The organism is Burkholderia sp. BCC1998, from assembly GCF_905339875.1.
Classification (GTDB): domain Bacteria; phylum Pseudomonadota; class Gammaproteobacteria; order Burkholderiales; family Burkholderiaceae; genus Burkholderia.
Genome location: NZ_CAJPHE010000004.1, coordinates 419318 through 440240, shown reverse-complemented (window position 1 = coordinate 440240; position 20923 = coordinate 419318). Strand labels below are relative to the sequence as shown.

The window sequence follows — 20923 nt, the reverse complement described above, 5'->3', positions numbered from 1 at the left end:
TTGTGCCGCGGGCGTTGTCCGATTCTGCGGACGCGGCCCGCGGCACGCGTGCCAGGCGGCGATCAGAATTGTCGTTTCCGCAGCGTGTAGGCGAACACCGAATAGAGCGTATTCGTTTCCGGGTCGAAGTAACCGCCCTGCGAGGCCTTGTCGGTGGTTTGCTGCCAGGTCTTGCCGCCATCGGTGCTGCTGATGGTCAGGTCGATGGGCGAGCCGCCGCCGTTTGCGGTGTTTGGATCGGTTGCGTGAACAAGCAGAACGCCGTTGCGCCCGACACTCAGCCCGTTGAGCGTCAAGCGGTCCTCGAACGTGTGCAACTGCCGGATGCGATCAGGATGCTCGCTGGTCCAGGTCGAAATGCCTCCTGTATCGCGGTTGTCGCCGGATGCATTGGCCGCGCGTGACAGCACATACAGCGGGTAGTCTCGATACGGTGCTGGCGGTGCTTCGAGGCCGACGACGTGGCCGGGTAGCTCGGCTTCATGGGCGAAGTCCGGCTGATCCCAGTCGAGCCTGCTGACGATGCTGGTCGGTTGCGGATAACCGGGCTCGTTGGCCAGATAGGCGACGCGCAATGTACCGTCCGGGCCGAGGGCGACTCCATCGAATGATCTGCGCGGCTTGCCTGGGATGATTGCGCCCGGAGGCGCCTTGATTTCCTGCCACGATTGGCCGCCGTCTGTCGTTCGCCAGACGCGCGGTCCCCAGCCGATCGCGTAACCACGCTGGGCATCGATGAACAGCAATCGGCCGATGTTGTGATCCGCAGGCCATTGGAGTTGGGACCAGTGCTGGCCGCCGTCGCTCGATTTCCAAAGCCTCGTAGTCTGAAGGACCGCGCCGTCGTCGGGGCGAGGTGCGTTGTAGTCCATCCAGCCGGTACTGACGTACAGGACCCGCCAGTCGGGCGAGTACCACCATGACGCGGTCTGGCCCGGTTGCTGGAAGTGGCGCACGACGCTGCCGCCCAGCGTGCCGCGCAGGAAACTGACGGTGGACCGGTTCAGCCGCTCGTTTGAATCGTCCATCCACGGTTCGGCGAACTCCGCGACGTCCGGGTTCTTCTGCTCGCTTTCCGGCTTGAACGTGAGTTCCGGTCTTGCAACCTTCAACGACATGAAGTCGTTGCGCTGTACGCGAAATGCGCCTGCGCCGTACGGCTTGTCGTTGCGCATGAATTCGGTCGATACCGTTTCCCACCCTGAAGTCATTTCCGTATATCCGTAAATAGCGATCGGCAGAACAAGAACGCATCCCGCGATCAAAAGCCATCGTTTGCTTTTTCGCATGTCACTTCACCAGCAGTCTTCCGAGTGCCTTGCCGACCGGATCATCGACGTCCCATTCCTCGGCCTTGTTCCTCAGAACGGGGATGGCCGAGTCGCGCGCCTGTCCCCACGTTCTTCCGTCGCCCCATTCCTGAATGTTCGGGCGCATTCCGATCCTGACGAGATCCATGATCGGCAGATCCGCCAAGCCGCCGTCGAGGTAGGCCATCGGGTGCGTCTTGAATGCGAATTCCTTGAACTTTTCGGTGTCCATTTCCAACTCGAACTGTGGCCACGTCATATCGACGCTACCGTTTCCTGGCGTCGGGCTGGCCATCTGGATCGTGTTGCCCACCATGTTTTGATTCAGGCCGTCTTCCATGTTGACCTGAAGCAGTTTTCGCGCTTTGTTCAACCACGCTTTTCCCTGGGGGCTGAGTCGAGGGTAAAGATTCTTGCCATAGTCGGAGCAATAGTAGTAGCCGTAGCTGATGTAGTAATCCGGCGGCTTATGTCCGCATCCGACGTGACGCATCATGAAGTTGCCGTGACGAGACCAGTCGGAATTCGTGCTGTCTATCTTGATCAGTTCCTCGCGCCGGTGCAGGAGTCGGTGCGCCACGTTCGAGTCGGTCCACGGATCCCACGACAGCGCGAAACCCTTGATGGTCGACCAGATGCTCGACATGCTGACCTTCTCGACCGTCTCCATATAGGCCCCGTGAAGTGGCCGATAGTAGAACGGACATGTGCCGACGATCCATTTCGGTGCCGGCGTCACATGCTTGTCGCAGATATTGATCGCCACCTTCGGCCGATCCTTGTACCCCGTCGGCGTCAGCATCCCCGCGCCGGTACCCAGCACGTTGTCCTTCTGTTGCACGTCAGCCATTCGATTTCCCCAAGAACTTGACGACGACGTCGTGCGGCACGTGGCTCTGCGTGAGCCCGGTCTCGCCTGCCGCGTTGGTGACGCCTTCCGAGATCAGCGTGCCGTTCGAGAACATCTGGTATCGCGTATTCGCGACCGGAATGTCGGTGCCGGCCCAGTGCGCGATGAACGCCTGGTCGTAGTTGCCGCTCGAGTTCGGCAGCGTCGGCATGGTTTGCGACAGGTGCGTGGGGCCGTTGAACAGGTGCTGCGCACCCTTGATGTCGATCTTGCCGGGCGCGTGCACCTCGATGTTGCCGTCCGCGATGCGGATGTAGGCGCCGCCGGAAGTCAGCAGGATTTCCTTCGCTGCCGCGCCTTCGATCGACTGCGTGGCCGCCACCAGTTTCAGCGCCTTCTGCGCGGTCAGTTCGATGTTGTCCGCCTGCGCCTGGATTTCCACCTTGCCCTTGCCGGCGAACAGCTTCATGCCTGCGTTCTGCGCGAACAGGCTGATCCGGTCGAGGACGCTCGCGATCAGCGACTTGCCGGCCGCGACGTGCGTGCTTTGTCCGCTGACCAGGTTGACGTGCCGGTCCGCGGCGAACTGCACGGACTGCTGCGTCGACAGCGCGATGCCGGCCGGGCTGCCGAACAGCATCACGGGCTCCTTGAACGCGTTGGCCGTGCCGGTGCCGCCGCCGGCGGTCCTGCCGCCCGCGGTGCTGCCGCTCACGCTGTTCTGCGTCGCATCGCTGAACTGCTTCAGCGCCGTGTGGCCGGAGTCGAGCGACTCCCCCTGATGCTGCGCGCTGACCTCCGACATCGTTTCCATCAGGCCTTCCGCGCGGACGAGCTGCTGTTGCGTTTCCTTCACGTCGAGCGGCTGGCTTGCCGGCTGCTTCGGGTGCGTCGTGACGTACAGCCCGCGGCTCGCGCGCACCGCGCCGTATGCATCCGAGCGCAGGTCGAAGCCGCTGCCGAGATAGCCGCCGCGATCGTTGCCCGTGTGGTCGATCAGGTAGCCCAGGTGCAGGTGCGTGTTGGCCTGGCTGCTGTACAGGTGTACGCGGTTCTGCGACGTCGCGTCGTCGAGCACCAGCTGGTTGTAGCCGGCACCCGCATATTCCTTCGACCGGTAACCGGACAGGATGCCGTTGCTGTGCCATTGCGGGCTCGTCGCACCGTTGTAGACCTTGCCGACGATGATCGGACGATCGCAGTCGCCGCCGAGGAAGTCGACCAGCACTTCCTCGCCGCTGCGATGCGGATGAACGGCACCATAGCCGTTTCCGGAATCCGATGCCGTGGCACGCAGCCAGCACGACGCCTTCTCGTCGCCGTCGTTCAGGCGGTCCCAATGGAATCGGACCTTGACCCGGTTGAGCGCGTCGGTGTGGACTTCTTCGCCCTGCGGTGCGACGACGATCGCGGATTGCAGATGCATCGGCGGTTTCGCGTGCTCGAACGGGCTGCGGAACGGCACCGTCGTGCGCTGCGCCTCGATGCTGACCTGGAAAATACCCTCGCTGCCGTCCGGATGCCGGACGTACGACAGGTCCGCGACGTCGGCCCGCACGAGCGCGCCGATGTCGGCCTGCAGGCTGTGCGGGAACGCGGCCTGTCGGTCGGCGACGGGCAGGTTGTTGGCGATCAGCCAGGCCGTCTCGATCACCGCGAACCGGCGCTGGCCCGCGTCGTCCTTGTCGTGTTCGGGGTGATCGGCGAGCTCGAACGTGCGTCCCGCATCCATGCGCCGGACGCCGCCGATGCCGTGAAAACGCTTCGCAAGCGACTCCTGCTGTTCCATCCAGAGCTTCGACAGATGGTCGCCGCGAGACTGTTCGGGGTACGTGTAGGCGCCGGTGTATTCGTAGACTTCGAGCTGCTGCGGCAAGTCGCCCTGGTTCGCGATCGTCGGCAGATGAGTCGCCTTCGGATTCGATGCGGTGGGCGGCTGCTTGTAGTCGAACGTGCGCGTCGTACGCTCGACGCTGCGCAGCGTGCGCGTGCCGGAGAACTGGACGAGCGTGTCGGCCTCGTCGCGTGCGCCGGCGTGATGAAAGCGCACGGTCTGCGGCGACAGCGCGGGCAGCGCGTCGATCCGGTCGACGACGACGAGCGTGTGCGACTTGCCGTCTTGCGCCTGCTCCCAGAAACCGTACAGGCCTTCCGATTCCAGCAGGCGGTGCACGAAGTTCCAGTCGTCCTCGTATTGCATGCAGAACGAGCGGGACGGCAGCGGCTGGTAGAGCCTGAAGTCGAAGCAGCCCCTGGCTTGCGGGTGCTGGTTCAGGACGTCGGCGATGATCTCGTCGGCGGGTTTGTCCTGCCAGATGCGCTGGTCGCGGCGGAACTTCAGGAAGTGCAGGAACGACGCGAAGACGATCTGGTAGTGCGTGAGGCCGCTGTCCGACCCGAGCCGGCGCGCAGCGTGCACGTACCCGTGGTGCGGCGCGTACGACTTGTCGGGCTGCTGGATTCGCAGCGTGACGGGCTGCGCGATCAGCTTCTTGAGCTCGATGTCGTCGGACACCGACACGGCGTCGACGGTGAACTCGAAATGACGCCCGAGCCGGGAGCGTCCCTTGACGCGATGGGGCAGCAGGACGTCAGGGCCGAGCGGCGTCTCTAGCTGGACAAGTCGTTCGTCCTGGATCGGCCCGGCCAGACGTGCGTTTCTCAATGCTTGCGAATTCATCACCCGTGCTCGCTTTTTTTGTGCTGGGTCGCACGCTCTCCCGTGCGGAATCCGCCAATTGTATGAGATAAACGCCAGCTATCTCGAATTTGCCTTTCAACGACATTTCAAATGCGGTCGGCGCGTCGGCCTGACGGGGCAGGGTGCGCACGCCATCCGGTCGGGCAATGGTCGGGCGTGGGTGGTTCAGGCCGGATCGACCAGGCCCGGGCCGCTCAGCCCGCGACATCCTCCGCCTTCCAGTCCCCCGACTTCCCGCCGCGCTTTTCCCGCACGCTCACCTCGGTGATCACCATCCCGCGATCCACCGCCTTGCACATGTCGTACACGGTGAGCAACCCGACCTGCACGGCTGTCAGCGCTTCCATCTCGACGCCGGTCCGCCCGAACGTCTCGACCTGCGCGACGCAGTGCACGCCCGGCAGCGCATCGTCGAGTTCGAAGTCGACGGCCACGCGCGTCAGCGCGAGCGGGTGACACAGCGGAATGAGGTCGGCGGTGCGCTTCGCGCCCTGGATCGCGGCGATGCGCGCAACGCCGAGCACGTCGCCTTTCTTCGCCTTGCCGTCGCGGATCAGCGCGAAGGTCGCCGGCAGCATCCGGATCGTGCCGCGCGCGATCGCGATGCGTTGCGTTTCCTGCTTGCCGCCGACGTCGACCATGTGTGCGTGGCCGGCAGCGTCGAAATGGGTCAGTCCTGACATGTCTTGCTCCAGTGGAACGGCGTGCGCGCGCGAGCACGTCACTCGATCCTGCTTCGTGACCGGCCGGGGCGCCGAATCCCGTATCCGCACCCCGATCCGATCCAACGTTTCAACGGGCGCCTATCATAGCAGTGGCCTTCGCGGCACCGGGCGCGCAGATGGCGCACTTGCCACACGGGACAGTTGCGAGGTCGCCGGTACAATGACCCGAATATTCAGACCACACGCCGCAATGCGCGCCCGGCGCGCGGTGCGGCGTCGCTTTCATCCTGCCATGCGTGTCAAACAGTTGCTTGCCGTGTTGCTGTCGGCGGCGCTCGTGCTGCCGCCGAGCGGCCATGCACAGCGCACCTCCGCGCAGCCGCTCGAGCCGGCGACCGGCGCCTCGCCGTCGATCTCCACGGTGCCGTCGGGCATCGCGACCGGCGTGTTCGGCACCTACGGCGGCGCGGAAAGCCGGTTTGCCGGCGCCGACGGCGCGTCCGCGCCCGGCGCGAGCCTGCGCGCGCCGCTGCGCACGCTGGAGCTGCCCGACCTCGGCGACGGCTCCGGCGGTTCGCTCACGCCGCAGGCCGAACGCCGTCTCGGCGAGCGCGTGATGCGCGAGGTGCGGCGCGATCCGGACTATCTCGACGACTGGCTCGCACGCGATTACCTGAACGCGATCGCGAAGCGGCTCGCGGCGGCTGCGGCGGCGCGCTACATCGGCGGCTACATGCCGGACTTCGAACTGTTCCCGGTGCGCGATCCGCAGATCAACGCGTTCTCGATGCCGGGCGGCTTCATCGGCATCAACAGCGGGCTGGTCGTCACGACGCAGACGGAATCCGAACTCGCATCGGTGGTCGGCCACGAGATGGGCCACGTGCTGCAGCGGCACATCGCGCGGATGATCGGCGCGAACGAGAAGACCGGCTACACCGCGCTCGCGACGATGCTGCTCGGCGTGCTGGCAGGCGTGCTCGCGCGCAGCGGCGATCTCGGCAGCGCGATCGCGATGGGCGGGCAGGCCTATGCGGTCGACAACCAGCTGCGCTTCTCGCGGTCGGCCGAGCGCGAAGCCGACCGCGTCGGATTCCAGCTGCTCGCCGGTGCCGGCTACGACCCGTACGGGATGCCGGGCTTCTTCGAACGGCTCGAGCGCACGTCGATGGGCGACGCAGGCGTGCCGGCCTATGCGCGCACGCACCCGCTGACGGGCGAGCGGATCGCCGACATGGAGGATCGCGCACGCCGCGCGCCGTATCGGCAGCCGCACCAGTCGGCCGAATATGGCTTCGTGCGCGCGCGGTTGCGCATTCTGCAGAACCGCGCGCCGAACGACATCGCGGCCGAGGCGCGCCGGATGCAGCTCGAGCTCGACGATCGGACGGCACCGAACGTAGCGGCGAACGCGTACGGGATCGCGCTCGCGAACACGCTGCTCGGCCAGTACGATGCGGCCGACAAGGCGCTCGCGTCGGCGCGCGCCGCGTTCGACGCGCGCGAGCGGCGCGCGGACGATCCGGCGACGAGTTCGCCGAGCCTCGACGTGCTTGCGGCCGACATCGCCCGCCGCGCGGGACGGACCGACGACGCGGTGCGGCTCGCGGCGCTCGCGCAGCGGCGCTGGCCGGCGTCGCATGCGGCGATCGTCGCGCACCTGCAGGCGCTGATCGCCGCGCGCCGCTTCGCCGACGCGCAGGCGCTCGCGCGCACCCAGACGCGGGCGGACCCCGAGCAGCCGGACTGGTGGGATTACCTCGCGAAGGCGAGCGACGGCCGTGGCGACGTGCTCGCGCGGCGCCGCGCGCTCGCGGAGAAGCTGGCGCTCGACGGCGCGTGGCCGTCGGCGATTCGCCAGCTGAAGGAGGCGCGCGACGCGAAGGACGTGTCGTTCTACGACCAGTCGATCATCGGCGCGCGGCTGCTGGAATTCGAGGCGCGCTACAAGGAAGAGCGCGAGGACGAGAAGAACGGCCGCGGATGACGGCCGTCAGGCGGGCAGGGCGCTTGCGCTTCAGCTTCCGGTGCTGCCGCCGTTCGGCGCGCCCGACGTATCGTGCGCCCGCTGCGCGGGACTCGCGACGAAGCCGAACGTCGCCGGCACGTCGGCACGGGCGAGACTGCCGAGCGGCAGCGTGCGCCCGTCGCGCCAGCGCAGCACGGGCGGCGTCGCGTCGAGGTCCGCGTGATCGGCGAACAGGCCGAGGTCGTGGTCGTGCAGCGCCGCGATGCGCGGCGGCGTGCCGGGCGCGCGCAACAGCACGCCGCCCGCATCGTCGAGCCATGCGGCGTCCGGCTCGAACGGCGCGCCGGTCTGGTCGGCCAGCGTGAGCTGCCCGTCGCGCTCGGCCAGGCGCACGACCCACGGCGTATAGGCGAGCTCGACGTACACGCGTTGCGGCCCGTTCTGGAAGAACCACTGGCCGTGCGCATCGCATTCGTAGTTGCGTCCGATGAACGCGTTCAGCGCCGCATGCCGGACCGGCGAGCCGAGCTCGCCGGCGGCCTGCGCGGCGTCGTCGCGCAGCCGCCATTCGCCGCGCCGGTCGAGCAGCAGCCAGCCGGTGCAGTGCGGCACGTTCGGCCACTTGGCGAGGGCCTGCCTGACGATGTCATCCATGGTCGACGAATTTCGAGCAATAGCCGAACACCCGCGCCGACAGCCAGTCGAGACGGCCGGGGAACGGCCCGGTCATGAATCCCGCATGGCCGCCGTCCGCCGGCTGGTCGAGCTCGACGGCCGGCGACACGTCGGCGGCGCTCGGCAGCGCGGATTCGGGCAGGAACGGATCGTTGCGGGCGTTGAGGATCAAGGTGGGCACGTCGATCGCGGGCAGCAGCGGGCGCGTCGTGGCCTGGGTCCAGTAGTCGTCGGCGTCGGCGAAGCCGTGCAGCGGTGCGGTCACGACTTCGTCGAAGTCGCGCATCGTCACGGCCCGCAGCATCGCGTCGCGGTCGAACAGCCCCGGATACTGGTCGAGCTTCGCGAGCGCCTTGCGTTTCAGCGTCTTCAGGAAGCTGCGCGTATAGACCATCGCGAAGCCCTGCGACAGCGCGCGGCCGCCCGCGTGCACGTCGATCGGCGTCGAGATCGCGGCGGCCGCGTGCACGATCGACGTGTCGCTGCGGTGCTCGCCGAGCCAGCGCAGCAGCACGTTGCCGCCGAGCGACACGCCGGCCGCGACGATCGGCCCGCGATGCCGCGCGGCGAGCCGGCGCAGGATCCAGTCGACCTCGGCGCTGTCCGCGAGATGGTAGAAGCGCGGCTGCCGGTTGAGTTCGCCGCTGCAGCTGCGAAAGTGCGGGACGACCGCGTGCCAGCCCTTCGCGCGCGCGGCGGCCATCATTGCCAGCGCGTAGTGCGAGCCGGAACTGCCTTCGAGGCCGTGGAACAGCACGAACAGCGGCGCGTCGGGCGGCGGCGCGGCACTGTCGAGATGCGCGACCCAATCGAGATCGATGAAGTCGTGGTCGGGGGTTTCCCATCGCTCGCGTCGGTACGCGACCGCCGGACGCCGTGCGAACAGCGCGGGCACGATGGTTTGGGCATGGCTGTTCGGCAGCCAGCGCGGTGCGCGATAGCGCAGTGAATCGTCGTCGGGGGCCGGGGCCCCGGTCAGCGGCGAGGTGGGCGGAGAAGCCGTACTCATGATCGCCCCGCTAATGCGTTGCTTCGTTCTTCGTCAGTGCAGCGGACCCTGCCCGTGACGGATCTTCGCGGCGAATTGTCCGGCCGCCTGTTCAGGAATCGGGCTCGCGTGGATATGCGCGATGCGCCACTCGCCGCGTTCGTGAATCATCACGTACGTGGCAAAAACCATGTCGGGATCGGCCGTCAGGTCGGCCTGCTGATGCGCTTCGGCGATCGTGTAGACGACGGTGCCGAGGCTGTCGTATACGCGGATGTCGAGCGGTTCGATCGTCACCGGGCGCGTCGCGAGCCGGTTGGCCAGCCCGCTGCGGATCTGGTCGAGGCCGTGCAGATGCTCGCCGTCGGCCCAGACGCAGCTGGCGAAGTCCTCGTCGATCCACAACCCCAGCAGCGCGTCGAGATTGGCATCGGCGACGGCCTGGTAGTAGGCGTTCAGCGTATCGGCAGCGGCTTCGAAAAGGCGGGCAAAACGTGGCATCGGGGTTATCTCTCGCGCGCGTCGCGCGCCGTATTCAGCACGGCGGCCCGGATGGAGCCGCCGTACACCGGTGAATCGGATTGCCCGGCGCGTCGTGCGACGCTGCCGGCCAGGGTCAGCGCTGCCCGACGAGCATGCCGCGCAAATCGCCGAATACCTGCTCGGGACCGAGTTCGCGCAGGCACTTCAGATGGCCGAGCGGGCACTCGCGTTCGAAGCAGGGACTGCATTCGAGATGCAGCCATTGTACCTTCGCCAGGTCAGACAGCGGAGGAGTGTGGCGCGGATCGGTCGATCCGTACAGCGCGACGAGCGGCCGGCGCAAGGCGGCCGCGACGTGCATCAGCCCCGAATCGTTGGTCACGACCGCGTTCGCGCGCGCGATCAGCGCACATGCCTCGGACAGCGACGTCTGCCCGCACAGGTTGCGCACGTTCGGCGCGTGGTCGGCGATCGCCTGCGCGGCGGCGGCATCCTTCTGCGAGCCGAGCGCGACGATCTGCGTGTACGGGAACGACTGGTGGACGATCGTCGCGAGCGTCGCGAAATGCTCGGGCGGCCAGCGCTTGGCCGGGCCGTATTCCGCGCCGGGGCAGAACACGACGAGCGGCTTGCGCGTATCGAGATTGAAACGCGCGGACACGCGCGCCGTCTCGTTCAGGTCGGTGTCGAGGCGCGGCGCGGGCAGCGTCTTCATCGACTCGGGCAGCTTCGCGCCCGGCGCATACGCGAGCGCCGCGTAGTGGGTCGTCATCGGCGCTCGCTCGGCCGACTTGTCCGGGTTCGCGTGCCGCACGTTCAGCAGGCCGTAGCGGTGCTCGCCCGTGTAGCCGATCCGCAGCGGGATGTTCGCGAGCCACGGGATCACCGCGGACTTCAGCGAATTCGGCAGCACGTACGCCGCGTCGTAGCCGACGTCGCGCAGGTCGCTCGCGAGCTGCCAGCGGCGCAGCAGCTGCAGCTTGCCGTGCGCGAGGTCGGTCGCGTAGACATCGTGGATCTCGGGCATCCGCTCGAGCACGGGCGCGACCCAGGTGGGCGCGACGGCATCGATCGCGATGCGGGGATGGAGCTTCTTCAGCAGCGCAAAAAGCGGCTGCGCCATCAATGCGTCACCGATCCAGTTCGGTGCGATAACCAGCGCTCGACGCATCAGGTCGACTTCCGATGTCGTAATGAAGCGCGGCGCACAGGCACCGCGTTCGGGTTGTCAGAACAGGAAAAGGGCGGCGCGCCGGGATTCCGGCTGCGCCGCCTTGCGTGCGGCGGGCCCGCGGGCCCGGCCGGCCGGGGCTCAGTGGCCCTTGACCACCTCGCCGTCGCGCAGCTTGTAGCGCGTGCCGCAGTACGGGCAGCGCGCCTCGCCGTGCGACACGTCGATGAACACGCGCGGGTGCGCGCTCCAGCGCGCCATGGCCGGGTTCGGGCAGTAGGCGGGGAGATCCTTGGCCGTCAGCTCGACCAGCGGCATTTCCTTGATTTCGCTCATGAGACTTTCTCTTATCACTCTATTGTGGGGCGGTCGGTGGCGCAGCGCACTCAGACCTTCGTCAGCCAGTGCGCGTACTTCGCGTTCTTGCCCGACACGATATCGAAAAACGCCGACTGGAGCTTTTCCGTGACCGGGCCGCGCGCGCCGCTGCCGATCGTGCGGTTGTCGAGTTCGCGGATCGGCGTGACTTCGGCGGCCGTGCCCGTGAAGAACGCCTCGTCGGCCGTGTAGACCTCGTCGCGCGTGATGCGCTTCTCGATCACCTCGATGCCGGCGTCCTTCGCGAGCGTGATGACCGTGTCGCGCGTGATGCCGTCGAGGCACGACGACAGGTCGGGCGTGTACAGCTTGCCGTTGTTCACCAGGAAGAAGTTCTCGCCGGAGCCTTCCGACACGTAGCCGTCGACGTCGAGCAGCAGCGCTTCGTCGTAGCCGTCGGCGGTCGCTTCCTGGTTCGCGAGGATCGAGTTCACGTACCAGCCCGACGCCTTCGCGCGCACCATCGACACGTTCACGTGGTGGCGCGTGAACGACGACGTCTTCACGCGGATGCCCTTCGCGAGGCCTTCCTCGCCGAGGTACGCGCCCCACGGCCATGCGGCGATCGCGACGTGGATCGTGTTGCCCTTCGCCGACACGCCGAGCTTTTCCGAGCCGACCCAGATGATCGGGCGCAGGTAGCACGACTCGAGCTTGTTCTCGCGCACGACTTCGAGCTGCGCGGCTTCGAGCGTTTCCCGGTCGAACGGCACGTCCATCTGGAAGATCTTCGCCGAATTCAGCAGACGTTTGGTGTGCTCGCGCAGACGGAAGATCGCGGTGCTGCCGTCGGCCGTCTTGTACGCACGCACGCCCTCGAAGACGCCCATGCCGTAGTGCAGCGTATGGGTCAGGACGTGGATCTTGGCGTCGCGCCAGTCGATCAGCTTGCCGTCCATCCAGATCTTGCCGTCGCGGTCGGCCATTGACATAGGATTCTCCTGGAAGCGGTGAGGTGCTGCGGGTTGTGTGCAGCGTTGAGCCGGAAAGACGCATATTTTAGCGTCATTTGGCGTCGAGCCGGTCGGTCGGCCGAGGGCCGGGGCTATAATCGTCCGGCACCGATTCCAATGACGACGGGCCGTGCCGGCGGGAGACGCCGGAGCCCGGACGAACCGCCCGCTGCGGCCCGCTTTCCCATGCTCGCTCGATTGTCCGCCACCGACCGCTTCGCGCTGATCCAGGGCGCGCGCGACTATTCCCCGACCCTGATGGCGATCCTGTCCTGGGGGCTCGTCACCGGCGTCGCGATGAGCAAGTCGGTGATGACGCTCGGGCAGGCGAGCGCGATGTCGATCTTCGTCTACGCGGGCTCGTCGCAGCTCGCGGTGCTGCCGCTCCTCGTCGCGAAGCTGCCGATCTGGACGATCCTGCTCACGGCCACGATGGTCAACCTGCGCTTCGTGATCTTCAGCGCCGGGCTTGCTCCCCATTTTTCCTACCTGCCGCTGTGGCGGCGCCTCGCGATCGGCTATTTCAACGGCGACGTGATCTACCTGCTGTTCCAGAAACAGGGCTTCGCGAACGGCCACGTGCCGGGCAAGGAGGCGTATTTCTGGGGGATGGCGCTCGCGAGCTGGGCGTCGTGGCAGGCGTCGTCGCTCGCCGGCATCCTGCTCGCGAGCTTCGTTCCCGCGAGCTGGGGGCTGGAGCTGGCCGGCACGCTCGCGCTGATCCCGATCATGGTGTCGGCGGTCGCGAACCGCTCGACGCTCGCGGCCGTCGCGGTCGCCGGCATCGTGTCGCTCGTCGCGTTCGACCTGCCGTACCGGCTCGCGCTGCCGATCGCGGTGCTGGCCGCGCTCGCGGCGGGCAGCATGGCCGATTTCTTCGTCGAACGGGCCGACTGGCGGCGCATCCGTACCGAAACCGTGCACGAGAAGGAGATCGAATGAGCGCGACCGAGATCTGGATCGTGATCGTCGGGATGACGATCGTCACGGCCGTCACGCGCGCGCTGTTCCTGCTCGGCGGCGAACGCACCGTGCTGCCCGAGCGCGCCCAGCGCGCGCTGCGCTATGCGCCGGCCGCCGCGCTCGTCGCGGTCGTGCTGCCCGACGTGCTCGAAACGCCGGCCGGGCTGTCGTTCGCGCTGTCCAACCATCCGTTCTACGCGGCGCTCGCCGGCCTCGGCTGGTTCTTGTGGCGGCGCAGCATGCTCGGTACGATCGTCATCGGGATGCTCGTCTTCACCGTACTGCGCCTGATCTTCTGACGAATCGCCGCGCCGGCCGGCCGGGGCCGGCCGCTGGCGCGCGCACATTGCTGCGTTGCGGCAATGTGTCGACGGCCACGCGCGATCCCAAATAGGCGGAATTCGCCGCCGCACGGGTCAGTCTGCCGGATGGATCGGCTAGAATGCCCGTTCGAGATTTTTTACCCGTGCGCGTCATGCGAACCGCCAGCCACGGCCGCATCCGGCGCCCTTTCGCGGCAGCCCGCGCACGTCCAGCGTGAACCCCCTTTCCCCATCCACTACTTCAATCTGTTCAACATGAGCCAAGTCAAGCGTCTTACCGACCTGATCGCCGCCGGCCAGCTCGCCGGCAAGCGGGTGTTCATCCGCGCCGACCTGAACGTCCCGCAGGACGATCAAGGCAACATCACCGAAGACACGCGCGTGCGCGCGTCCGTGCCGGCCATCCAGGCCGCGCTCGACGCCGGCGCGGCCGTGATGGTCACGTCGCACCTCGGTCGTCCGACCGAAGGCGAATTCAAGCCGGAAGACTCGCTCGCGCCGGTCGCGAAGCGTCTCGCCGAACTGCTCGGCCGCGACGTGCCGCTCGTCTCGAACTGGGTCGAGAACGGCGTGAACGTCGCGCCGGGCCAGGTCGTGCTGCTCGAGAACTGCCGCGTGAACAAGGGCGAGAAGAAGAATTCGGACGAGCTCGCCCAGAAGATGGCGAAGCTCTGCGACGTGTACGTGAACGACGCGTTCGGCACCGCGCACCGCGCGGAAGCGACCACCCACGGGATCGCGAAGTACGCGCCCGTCGCGTGCGCGGGCCCGCTGCTGGCCGCCGAACTCGACGCGCTCGGCAAGGCGCTCGGCAATCCGGCGCGTCCGCTGGTCGCGATCGTCGCCGGTTCCAAGGTGTCGACCAAGCTGACCATTCTCAAGTCGCTGGCCGGCAAGGTCGACCAGCTGATCGTCGGCGGCGGCATCGCGAACACGTTCATGCTCGCGGCCGGCCTGTCGATCGGCAAGTCGCTCGCGGAAGCCGATCTCGTCGCCGAGGCGAAGGCGATCATCGACGAGGCGCGCGAGCGCGGCGCGTCGGTGCCGATCCCGAGCGACGTCGTCACCGCCAAGGAATTCTCGCCGACGGCAGCAGCCACGGTGAAGCAGGTCGCCGACATCGAAGCGGACGACATGATCCTCGACATCGGCCCGGATACGGCCCGCGCGCTCGCCAGCCAGCTCGAGAAGGCCGGCACGATCGTGTGGAACGGCCCGGTCGGCGTGTTCGAGTTCGACCAGTTCGGCAACGGCACCAAGACGCTCGCCGAAGCGATCGCCAAATCGTCCGCGTTCTCGATCGCGGGCGGCGGCGACACGCTCGCGGCCATCGCGAAGTACGGCATCCACGACCAGGTCAGCTACATCTCGACGGGCGGCGGCGCCTTCCTCGAGTTCCTCGAGGGGAAGAAGCTGCCGGCGGTGGAAGTGCTCGAAACGCGGGCGGCCTGAGCGTGGCGGCGCGCGCAGGGGTGACGAAGGCCGCGCGCTCCGCGAAAGCGGAGCAGCCGGCCGGCGCGGGCAAGCGCAAACGCGCGCCCGCGCGGGCGAACTCAACCCCGCGCGCACCGGCGGCCGCCGGCGACGCGGCCATGCAGCACCACGAGATTCAGAACAAAGCGATGCCGGGCGCAAGCACCGGCACGCCCCCCGGAACGGCCGCCGCTGGGCTCGCCGATTCCGGCTCTCGCAGCGTTTCACCCAGCGCATCCACCTTGATCCAGATGAGGAGTTTCATGCAGCGCGCCACCAAGATAGTCGCCACGATCGGCCCGGCTTCCAGTTCGCCGGAGATTCTGCTGCAGATGATGCAGGCGGGCCTCGACGTCGTGCGGCTCAATTTTTCGCACGGCACGGCCGACGATCACCGCCAGCGCGCCGAGATGGTGCGCGAGGCCGCCCGCAGGGTCGGCCGCGAGATCGCGATCATGGCCGACCTCCAGGGCCCGAAGATCCGCGTCGGCAAGTTCGAGAACGGCAAGACGACGCTCGTGCCGGGCCAGGCCTTCATCCTCGACGCGGGCTGCGAGCTCGGTAACGACGAGCGGGTCGGCCTCGACTACAAGGAACTGCCGCGCGACCTGAAGCCGGGCGACCTGCTGCTGCTGAACGACGGCCTGATCGTGCTGACCGTCGAGCGCGTGCTCGGCGACGAGATTCACACGATCGTCAAGGTGGGCGGCGAGCTGTCGAACAACAAGGGGATCAACCGCCAGGGCGGCGGCCTGTCGGCGCCCGCGCTGACCGCGAAGGACATGGAAGACATCCGCACGGCGATGTCGCTCGGCGCGGATCTCGTCGCGGTGTCGTTCCCGAAGAACGCGACTGACATGGAAATGGCGCGCCAGCTCGCGAACATCGCGGGCGCGCCGTACGGCATCAAGCCGAAGATGATCGCGAAGATCGAGCGCGCGGAGGCGATTCCGGCGCTGCAGAGCATCCTCGACGCGTCCGACGGCATCATGGTCGCGCGCGGCGACCTCGCGGTGGAAGTCGGCAACGCAGCCGTGCCGGCGCTGCAGAAGCGCATGATCCGGATGGCGCGCGAGTCGAACAAGCTCGTGATCACCGCGACGCAGATGATGGAATCGATGATCCACGCGCCCGTGCCGACCCGCGCGGAAGTGTCGGACGTCGCGAACGCGGTGCTCGACGGCACCGACGCGGTGATGCTGTCGGCCGAGACGGCCGCCGGCAAGTACCCGGTCGTCACGATCGAGACGATGGCGGCCGTGTGCGTCGAGGCGGAAAAGTCGGAACACGTCGAACTCGACAAGGATTTCCTCGACCGCACGTTCACGCGGATCGACCAGTCGATCGCGATGGGCGCGTTGTTTACCGCCTATCACCTGGGTGCGAAGGCGATCGTCGCGCTGACCGAATCGGGCGCGACCGCGCTGTGGATGTCGCGTCACTACACGCACGTGCCGATCTTCGCGCTGACGCCGCGCGTCGGCAGCGAGCGCACGATGGCGCTGTACCGCAACGTGACGCCGCTGCACGTCGACTTCAACAGCGATCGCGACTCGGCGCTGCAGGCGGCGCTCGAGATCGTCGTCAAGCAGGGCTACGTGCAGCACGGCGACATGGTCGTGCTGACCGTCGGCGAGCCGATGGGGCAGGCGGGCGGCACCAACACGCTGAAGATCGTGCGGGTCGGCGAACATTATTGAGCGCCGGCATGCACCGGGCCGGTCCGCCGACCGGTCCGACGGCCGCCCGAACTGATCGGGCACCGTTTATTCGACGAAAGCCGCGCGGGGTCCGATGCCCCGCGCGGCTTTTTTTCTGTTTTTTGCCCGCATTGTGCCGTGCGAAGGTAACAAAATGCGAGTACGCGCCACCGGGCGGTCGGAATCGGAGGCGCTTCGCGATAAAATGCGGCTATTCGACGCTCAGCCGCGCCGTGCCGCCCCGGATTCGACGGGGAGCGAGCGCCGCGCCGGCGTCAGGGCGCACCGGTTTTCATTCCAAGGAGTTCCACAATGCCTCTCGTATCAATGCGTCAATTGCTGGACCACGCGGCAGAGCACGGTTACGGCCTGCCGGCCTTCAACGTGAACAACCTGGAGCAGGTCCAGGCGATCATGGCGGCAGCGGACCAGGTCGGCGCGCCCGTGATCATGCAGGCATCGGCCGGTGCGCGTAAGTACGCGGGCGAGCCGTTCCTGCGCCACCTGATCGAAGCGGCGGTCGAGTCGTATCCGCACATCCCGGTCGTGATGCACCAGGATCACGGCCAGTCGCCGGCCGTCTGTACGGCCGCGATCCGCAGCGGTTTCACCAGCGTGATGATGGACGGTTCGCTCGAAGCCGACGGCAAGACGGTCGCCTCGTACGAATACAACGTCGACGTGTCGCGCAAGGTCGTCGAGATGGCGCACTCGATCGGCGTGACGGTCGAAGCCGAACTCGGCGTGCTCGGCTCGCTCGAGACGATGAAGGGCGACAAGGAAGACGGCCACGGCGCGGAAGGCACGATGACCCGCGAGCAGCTGCTGACCGATCCGGAGCAGGCCGCCGACTTCGTGAAGCTCACGCAGTGCGACGCACTCGCGATCGCGATCGGTACCTCGCACGGCGCGTACAAGTTCTCGAAGAAGCCGACGGGCGACATCCTGTCGATCCAGCGCATCAAGGAAATCCACGCACGCATCCCGAACACGCACCTGGTGATGCACGGTTCGTCGTCGGTGCCGCAGGAACTGCTGGCCGAGATCCGCGAATTCGGCGGCGACATGAAGGAAACCTACGGCGTGCCGGTCGAGGAAATCCAGGAAGGCATCAAGCACGGCGTGCGCAAGATCAACATCGACACCGACCTGCGTCTCGCGATCACCGGCGCGATCCGCCGCTACCTGTTCGAGAACCCGGGCAAGTTCGATCCGCGCGACTACCTGAAGCCCGCGCGCGAAGCGGCGAAGCAGGTCTGCGTCGACCGCTACCTCGCGTTCGGCTGCGAAGGCCAGGCCGCGAAGATCAAGCCGGTGTCGCTCGACAAGATCGCCGAACAGTACAAGTCCGGCGCGCTCGCGCAGGTCGTGCGCTGAGACTGTAGTACGATTGCCCCGCCCGGTTTCGCGCCGGGCCGGGGCTGACTGCCTTGGGGCCGGATCGGATCCGGCTCCGGCAGCCGTTCCGTCCGGCCGAACAAGGGCCGGCCGGCAACCGACGGGCGTGATCTCCCGGCGGTTCGCCGACGCATTGCAAGACCGCCGTTCCCGCCTGCCGCGGGGAACGGCGTTTCCCTTTTTGTTTGGCTCCTTATCTGCGAAAAGACGATGTCTACCCTTTACGAATCCACGCTCCGCTCGCTGCCGCTCCTCGGTCGCGGCAAGGTCCGCGACAACTACGCGGTCGGCAACGACAAGCTCCTGATCGTCACGACCGACCGCCTGTCGGCATTCGACGTGATCATGGGCGAGCCGATTCCGAACAAGGGCCGCGTGCTGAACCAGATGGCGAACTTCTGGTTCGACAAGCTCGCGCACATCGTGCCGAACCACCTGACGGGCGACGCGCCGGAAGCGGTCGTTGCGGCCGACGAGGTCGAGCAGGTCAAGGGCCGCGCCGCGGTCGTCAAGCGCCTCGAGCCGATCATGATCGAGGCTGTCGTGCGCGGCTACCTGGCCGGCAGCGGCTGGAAGGAATACCAGGCGTCGGGCGCCGTGTGCGGCGTCAAGCTGCCGGAAGGCCTGCAGAACGCGCAGAAGCTGCCCGAGCCGATCTTCACGCCGGCCGCGAAGGCCGAGCTCGGCGAGCACGACGAGAACATCACGTTCGAGGAAACCGAGCGCCGCATCGGCACCGAGCTGGCCGCGACGATCCGCGACATCTCGATCCGCCTGTACAAGGAAGCAGCCGACTACGCGGCGACGCGCGGCATCATCATCGCCGACACGAAGTTCGAATTCGGCCTCGACAACCACGGCAAGCTGTACCTGATGGACGAAGTGCTGACCGCCGATTCGTCGCGCTTCTGGCCGGCCGACCAGTACCAGGTCGGCACCAACCCGCCGTCGTTCGACAAGCAGTTCGTGCGCGACTGGCTCGAGGCGCAGCCGTGGGGCAAGACCGCGCCGGCACCGGCACTGCCGGCCGACGTCGTCGAGAAGACGGCCGCGAAGTACCAGGAAGCGCTCGAGCGCATCACCGGCCAGCCGCTCGCCTGAACGAAGGAACGCACGAAATGAGTGAAGTCCAGACTGCCCACACGCACAGCGCGCCGCTCGTCGGCGTGCTGATGGGTTCGAGTTCCGACTGGGACGTGATGAAGAACGCGGTCGCGATCCTGCAGGAATTCGGCGTGCCGTACGAAGCGAAGGTCGTGTCCGCGCACCGGATGCCCGACGAGATGTTCGACTACGCGGAGAAGGCGCGCGAGCGCGGGCTGCGCGCGATCATCGCGGGCGCCGGCGGTGCCGCGCACCTGCCCGGCATGCTGGCCGCGAAAACCACGGTGCCGGTGCTCGGCGTACCGGTCGCGAGCAAGTACCTGAAGGGCGTCGATTCGCTGCACTCGATCGTGCAGATGCCGAAGGGCGTGCCGGTCGCGACGTTCGCGATCGGCGAGGCCGGCGCCGCGAATGCCGCGCTGTTCGCGGTGTCGATCCTGTCCGGCAACTCGGTCGACTACGCGAACCGGCTCGCCGCGTTCCGCGTGCGCCAGAACGAAGCCGCGCACGCGATGGTGCTGCCGCCGCTCGCGTGACGGCGCACCGGCGGCCGCACTGCGATGCCAGCGGCCGCCTGATCCTCCCCACTGCGGCGGGCGTTGCTCGCCGCGACCGACCACTGACATGACCGCAACTCCTGATTCCGTTTCCCCGATCCTGCCCGGCGCGTGGCTGGGCATGGTCGGCGGCGGCCAGCTCGGCCGCATGTTCTGCTTTGCCGCCCAGTCGATGGGCTATCGCGTCGCCGTGCTGGATCCCGATCCGACGAGCCCCGCCGGCGCGGTCGCCGACCGTCACCTGCGCGCGGCCTACGATGACGAAGCCGCGCTCGCCGAACTGGCCGAACTGTGCGATGCCGTGTCGACGGAATTCGAGAACGTGCCGGCCGCGAGCCTCGATTTCCTCGCGCGCACGACGTTCGTCGCGCCGGCCGGCCGCTGCGTCGCGGTCGCACAGGACCGGATCGCGGAGAAGCGTTTCATCGAGGCGTCGGGCGTGCCGGTCGCGCCGCACGTCGTGATCGAATCGGCGGCGGCGCTCGCCGCGCTCGACGATGCCGCGCTCGACGCGGTGCTGCCGGGCATCCTGAAGACGGCGCGCCTCGGCTACGACGGCAAGGGCCAGGTGCGCGTGAGCACCGCGCGGGAAGCGCGCGACGCGCATGCGTCGCTCGGCGGCGTGCCGTGCGTGCTCGAGAAGCGCCTGCCGCTGAAATACGAAGTGTCCGCGCTGATCGCGCGCGGCGCGGACGGCCGCTCGGCCGCGTTCCCGCTCGCGCAGAACGTGCATCACAACGGCATCCTCGCGCTGACGGTCGTGCCGGCGCCGGCCGCCGATGCCGCGCGCGTCGAGGAGGCGCAGCAGGCAGCCGTGCGGATCGCCGATACGCTCGGCTACGTCGGCGTGCTGTGCGTCGAATTCTTCGTGCTGGAAGACGGCTCGTTCGTCGCGAACGAAATGGCGCCGCGCCCGCACAACTCCGGCCACTACACGGTCGATGCGTGCGCAACGAGCCAGTTCGAGCAGCAGGTGCGCGCGATGACGCGCATGCCGCTCGGCAACCCGCGCCAGCACTCGCCGGCGGCGATGCTGAACATCCTCGGCGACGTGTGGTTCCCGAACGGTGCGGCCGAGGCCGTCACGCCGCCGTGGGACACGGTCGCCGCGATGCCGGCCGCGCACCTGCACCTGTACGGCAAGGAAGAAGCGCGCGTCGGCCGCAAGATGGGTCACGTGAACTTCACGGCCGAGACGCGCGACGACGCGGTTGCCGCGGCCACCGCGTGCGCGCAGCTGCTGCGCGTGCCGCTCGACTGAG

20 protein-coding genes are annotated in these 20923 nt (G+C 67.5%); 9 read left to right on the top strand and 11 right to left on the bottom strand.

Features of this window, described 5'->3' with window-relative positions; translation table 11 throughout:
* Positions 1 to 62: 62 nt before the first annotated feature.
* The 4 genes from U5A56_RS10635 to moaC all read right to left on the bottom strand — a co-directional run bounded on the left by U5A56_RS10635 (position 63) and on the right by moaC (position 5544).
* Complete coding sequence (locus tag U5A56_RS10635) at positions 63 to 1211, bottom strand: glycosyl hydrolase (RefSeq protein ID WP_321922200.1); 1149 nt, start codon at positions 1209 to 1211, stop codon at positions 63 to 65.
* Between the two features lie 79 nt (positions 1212 to 1290).
* A complete protein-coding gene (locus tag U5A56_RS10630; protein ID WP_124521085.1) occupies positions 1291 to 2160 on the bottom strand; it encodes a hypothetical protein in 870 nt (289 codons plus the stop codon).
* Positions 2153 to 4840, bottom strand: a complete 2688-nt coding sequence (locus U5A56_RS10625) for a type VI secretion system Vgr family protein (RefSeq protein WP_321922167.1) — start codon at positions 4838 to 4840, stop codon at positions 2153 to 2155. Before U5A56_RS10625 ends, U5A56_RS10630 begins: the two co-directional genes overlap by 8 nt.
* Before the next feature lie 215 nt (positions 4841 to 5055).
* Positions 5056 to 5544 carry a cyclic pyranopterin monophosphate synthase MoaC gene (gene moaC, locus U5A56_RS10620; RefSeq protein WP_044844513.1) on the bottom strand — a complete coding sequence of 163 codons (489 nt, stop codon included), beginning with the start codon at positions 5542 to 5544 and terminating at the stop codon, positions 5056 to 5058.
* A 274-nt stretch (positions 5545 to 5818) separates the two neighbouring features.
* Between moaC and U5A56_RS10615 the strand changes: the two genes are divergently transcribed.
* Entirely contained in the window at positions 5819 to 7513 is a 1695-nt protein-coding gene (locus U5A56_RS10615; protein ID WP_321922165.1) for a M48 family metalloprotease, read from the top strand.
* A 30-nt stretch (positions 7514 to 7543) separates the two neighbouring features.
* On the opposite strand, the gene U5A56_RS10610 is transcribed toward U5A56_RS10615, so the two are convergent.
* The 6 genes from U5A56_RS10610 to U5A56_RS10585 all read right to left on the bottom strand — a co-directional run bounded on the left by U5A56_RS10610 (position 7544) and on the right by U5A56_RS10585 (position 12122).
* Positions 7544 to 8149 (bottom strand): DUF2946 family protein, encoded by a 606-nt coding sequence (locus U5A56_RS10610; RefSeq protein WP_321922163.1) that lies wholly within the window; start codon positions 8147 to 8149, stop codon positions 7544 to 7546.
* The gene (locus tag U5A56_RS10605; RefSeq protein ID WP_044844510.1) at positions 8142 to 9179 is read right to left on the bottom strand and encodes a hydrolase; all 1038 of its coding nucleotides are present in this window, start codon (positions 9177 to 9179) and stop codon (positions 8142 to 8144) included. The genes U5A56_RS10610 and U5A56_RS10605 overlap by 8 nt, the downstream gene beginning before the upstream one ends.
* A 33-nt stretch (positions 9180 to 9212) precedes the next feature.
* Positions 9213 to 9659 carry a nuclear transport factor 2 family protein gene (locus U5A56_RS10600; RefSeq protein ID WP_096507184.1) on the bottom strand — a complete coding sequence of 149 codons (447 nt, stop codon included), beginning with the start codon at positions 9657 to 9659 and terminating at the stop codon, positions 9213 to 9215.
* A 115-nt stretch (positions 9660 to 9774) separates the two neighbouring features.
* Positions 9775 to 10812: a lipopolysaccharide heptosyltransferase II gene (waaF, locus tag U5A56_RS10595; protein WP_321922160.1), complete on the bottom strand. Its 1038-nt coding sequence runs from the start codon at positions 10810 to 10812 to the stop codon at positions 9775 to 9777.
* 141 nt (positions 10813 to 10953) lie between these two features.
* The gene (locus tag U5A56_RS10590) at positions 10954 to 11148 is read right to left on the bottom strand and encodes a zinc-finger domain-containing protein (protein ID WP_006749970.1); all 195 of its coding nucleotides are present in this window, start codon (positions 11146 to 11148) and stop codon (positions 10954 to 10956) included.
* Between the two features lie 50 nt (positions 11149 to 11198).
* Complete coding sequence (locus tag U5A56_RS10585; RefSeq protein ID WP_047898927.1) at positions 11199 to 12122, bottom strand: branched-chain amino acid transaminase; 924 nt, start codon at positions 12120 to 12122, stop codon at positions 11199 to 11201.
* A gap of 207 nt (positions 12123 to 12329) precedes the next feature.
* Here U5A56_RS10585 and U5A56_RS10580 point away from each other — a divergent pair, with 207 nt between their 5' ends.
* From U5A56_RS10580 to U5A56_RS10570, 3 genes are all read left to right on the top strand, one after another.
* Complete coding sequence (locus U5A56_RS10580) at positions 12330 to 13085, top strand: AzlC family ABC transporter permease (protein WP_124486923.1); 756 nt, start codon at positions 12330 to 12332, stop codon at positions 13083 to 13085.
* Positions 13082 to 13405, top strand: a complete 324-nt coding sequence (locus tag U5A56_RS10575; RefSeq protein WP_006761763.1) for an AzlD domain-containing protein — start codon at positions 13082 to 13084, stop codon at positions 13403 to 13405. The genes U5A56_RS10580 and U5A56_RS10575 overlap by 4 nt, the downstream gene beginning before the upstream one ends.
* 279 nt (positions 13406 to 13684) lie before the next feature.
* Positions 13685 to 14881 (top strand): phosphoglycerate kinase, encoded by a 1197-nt coding sequence (locus U5A56_RS10570; RefSeq protein ID WP_124521091.1) that lies wholly within the window; start codon positions 13685 to 13687, stop codon positions 14879 to 14881.
* Between the two features lie 157 nt (positions 14882 to 15038).
* Here the strand turns inward: U5A56_RS10570 and U5A56_RS10565 are convergent, their stop codons facing one another.
* Positions 15039 to 15167: a hypothetical protein gene (locus tag U5A56_RS10565; protein WP_257773798.1), complete on the bottom strand. Its 129-nt coding sequence runs from the start codon at positions 15165 to 15167 to the stop codon at positions 15039 to 15041.
* Between U5A56_RS10565 and pyk the strand changes: the two genes are divergently transcribed.
* The 5 genes from pyk (at position 15166) to U5A56_RS10540 (ending at position 20922) form a co-directional block, all read left to right on the top strand.
* A complete protein-coding gene (gene pyk / locus U5A56_RS10560) occupies positions 15166 to 16602 on the top strand; it encodes a pyruvate kinase (protein ID WP_044844504.1) in 1437 nt (478 codons plus the stop codon). The genes U5A56_RS10565 and pyk overlap by 2 nt on opposite strands.
* A gap of 312 nt (positions 16603 to 16914) precedes the next feature.
* Positions 16915 to 17979, top strand: a complete 1065-nt coding sequence (fba, locus tag U5A56_RS10555) for a class II fructose-bisphosphate aldolase (RefSeq protein WP_044844503.1) — start codon at positions 16915 to 16917, stop codon at positions 17977 to 17979.
* Positions 17980 to 18210: 231 nt separating this feature from the next.
* Entirely contained in the window at positions 18211 to 19101 is an 891-nt protein-coding gene (locus U5A56_RS10550) for a phosphoribosylaminoimidazolesuccinocarboxamide synthase (RefSeq protein WP_321799213.1), read from the top strand.
* Positions 19102 to 19118: 17 nt separating this feature from the next.
* Positions 19119 to 19640, top strand: coding sequence for a 5-(carboxyamino)imidazole ribonucleotide mutase (gene purE, locus U5A56_RS10545; RefSeq protein ID WP_044844501.1), 522 nt, complete (start codon positions 19119 to 19121; stop codon positions 19638 to 19640).
* 88 nt (positions 19641 to 19728) lie between these two features.
* Positions 19729 to 20922: a 5-(carboxyamino)imidazole ribonucleotide synthase gene (locus U5A56_RS10540; protein WP_044844500.1), complete on the top strand. Its 1194-nt coding sequence runs from the start codon at positions 19729 to 19731 to the stop codon at positions 20920 to 20922.
* Position 20923: the final 1 nt, after the last annotated feature.

Bases quoted from the DNA above. Each gene is read 5' to 3' on its own strand.
- U5A56_RS10575 (WP_006761763.1), top strand. From the start codon at position 13,082: ATGAGCGCGACCGAGATCTGGATCGTGATCGTCGGGATGACGATCGTC.
- U5A56_RS10540 (WP_044844500.1), top strand. From the start codon at position 19,729: ATGACCGCAACTCCTGATTCCGTTTCCCCGATCCTGCCCGGCGCGTGG.
- U5A56_RS10605 (WP_044844510.1), bottom strand. From the start codon at position 9,179: ATGAGTACGGCTTCTCCGCCCACCTCGCCGCTGACCGGGGCCCCGGCC.
- pyk (WP_044844504.1), top strand. From the start codon at position 15,166: ATGCAGCGCGCCACCAAGATAGTCGCCACGATCGGCCCGGCTTCCAGT.
- U5A56_RS10550 (WP_321799213.1), top strand. From the start codon at position 18,211: ATGTCTACCCTTTACGAATCCACGCTCCGCTCGCTGCCGCTCCTCGGT.
- U5A56_RS10635 (WP_321922200.1), bottom strand. From the start codon at position 1,211: ATGACTTCAGGGTGGGAAACGGTATCGACCGAATTCATGCGCAACGAC.
- U5A56_RS10585 (WP_047898927.1), bottom strand. From the start codon at position 12,122: ATGTCAATGGCCGACCGCGACGGCAAGATCTGGATGGACGGCAAGCTG.
- waaF (WP_321922160.1), bottom strand. From the start codon at position 10,812: ATGCGTCGAGCGCTGGTTATCGCACCGAACTGGATCGGTGACGCATTG.
- U5A56_RS10610 (WP_321922163.1), bottom strand. From the start codon at position 8,149: ATGGATGACATCGTCAGGCAGGCCCTCGCCAAGTGGCCGAACGTGCCG.
- U5A56_RS10615 (WP_321922165.1), top strand. From the start codon at position 5,819: ATGCGTGTCAAACAGTTGCTTGCCGTGTTGCTGTCGGCGGCGCTCGTG.
- moaC (WP_044844513.1), bottom strand. From the start codon at position 5,544: ATGTCAGGACTGACCCATTTCGACGCTGCCGGCCACGCACACATGGTC.
- U5A56_RS10570 (WP_124521091.1), top strand. From the start codon at position 13,685: ATGAGCCAAGTCAAGCGTCTTACCGACCTGATCGCCGCCGGCCAGCTC.
- U5A56_RS10625 (WP_321922167.1), bottom strand. From the start codon at position 4,840: ATGAATTCGCAAGCATTGAGAAACGCACGTCTGGCCGGGCCGATCCAG.
- U5A56_RS10600 (WP_096507184.1), bottom strand. From the start codon at position 9,659: ATGCCACGTTTTGCCCGCCTTTTCGAAGCCGCTGCCGATACGCTGAAC.
- U5A56_RS10590 (WP_006749970.1), bottom strand. From the start codon at position 11,148: ATGAGCGAAATCAAGGAAATGCCGCTGGTCGAGCTGACGGCCAAGGAT.
- fba (WP_044844503.1), top strand. From the start codon at position 16,915: ATGCCTCTCGTATCAATGCGTCAATTGCTGGACCACGCGGCAGAGCAC.
- U5A56_RS10580 (WP_124486923.1), top strand. From the start codon at position 12,330: ATGCTCGCTCGATTGTCCGCCACCGACCGCTTCGCGCTGATCCAGGGC.
- purE (WP_044844501.1), top strand. From the start codon at position 19,119: ATGAGTGAAGTCCAGACTGCCCACACGCACAGCGCGCCGCTCGTCGGC.
- U5A56_RS10565 (WP_257773798.1), bottom strand. From the start codon at position 15,167: ATGAAACTCCTCATCTGGATCAAGGTGGATGCGCTGGGTGAAACGCTG.
- U5A56_RS10630 (WP_124521085.1), bottom strand. From the start codon at position 2,160: ATGGCTGACGTGCAACAGAAGGACAACGTGCTGGGTACCGGCGCGGGG.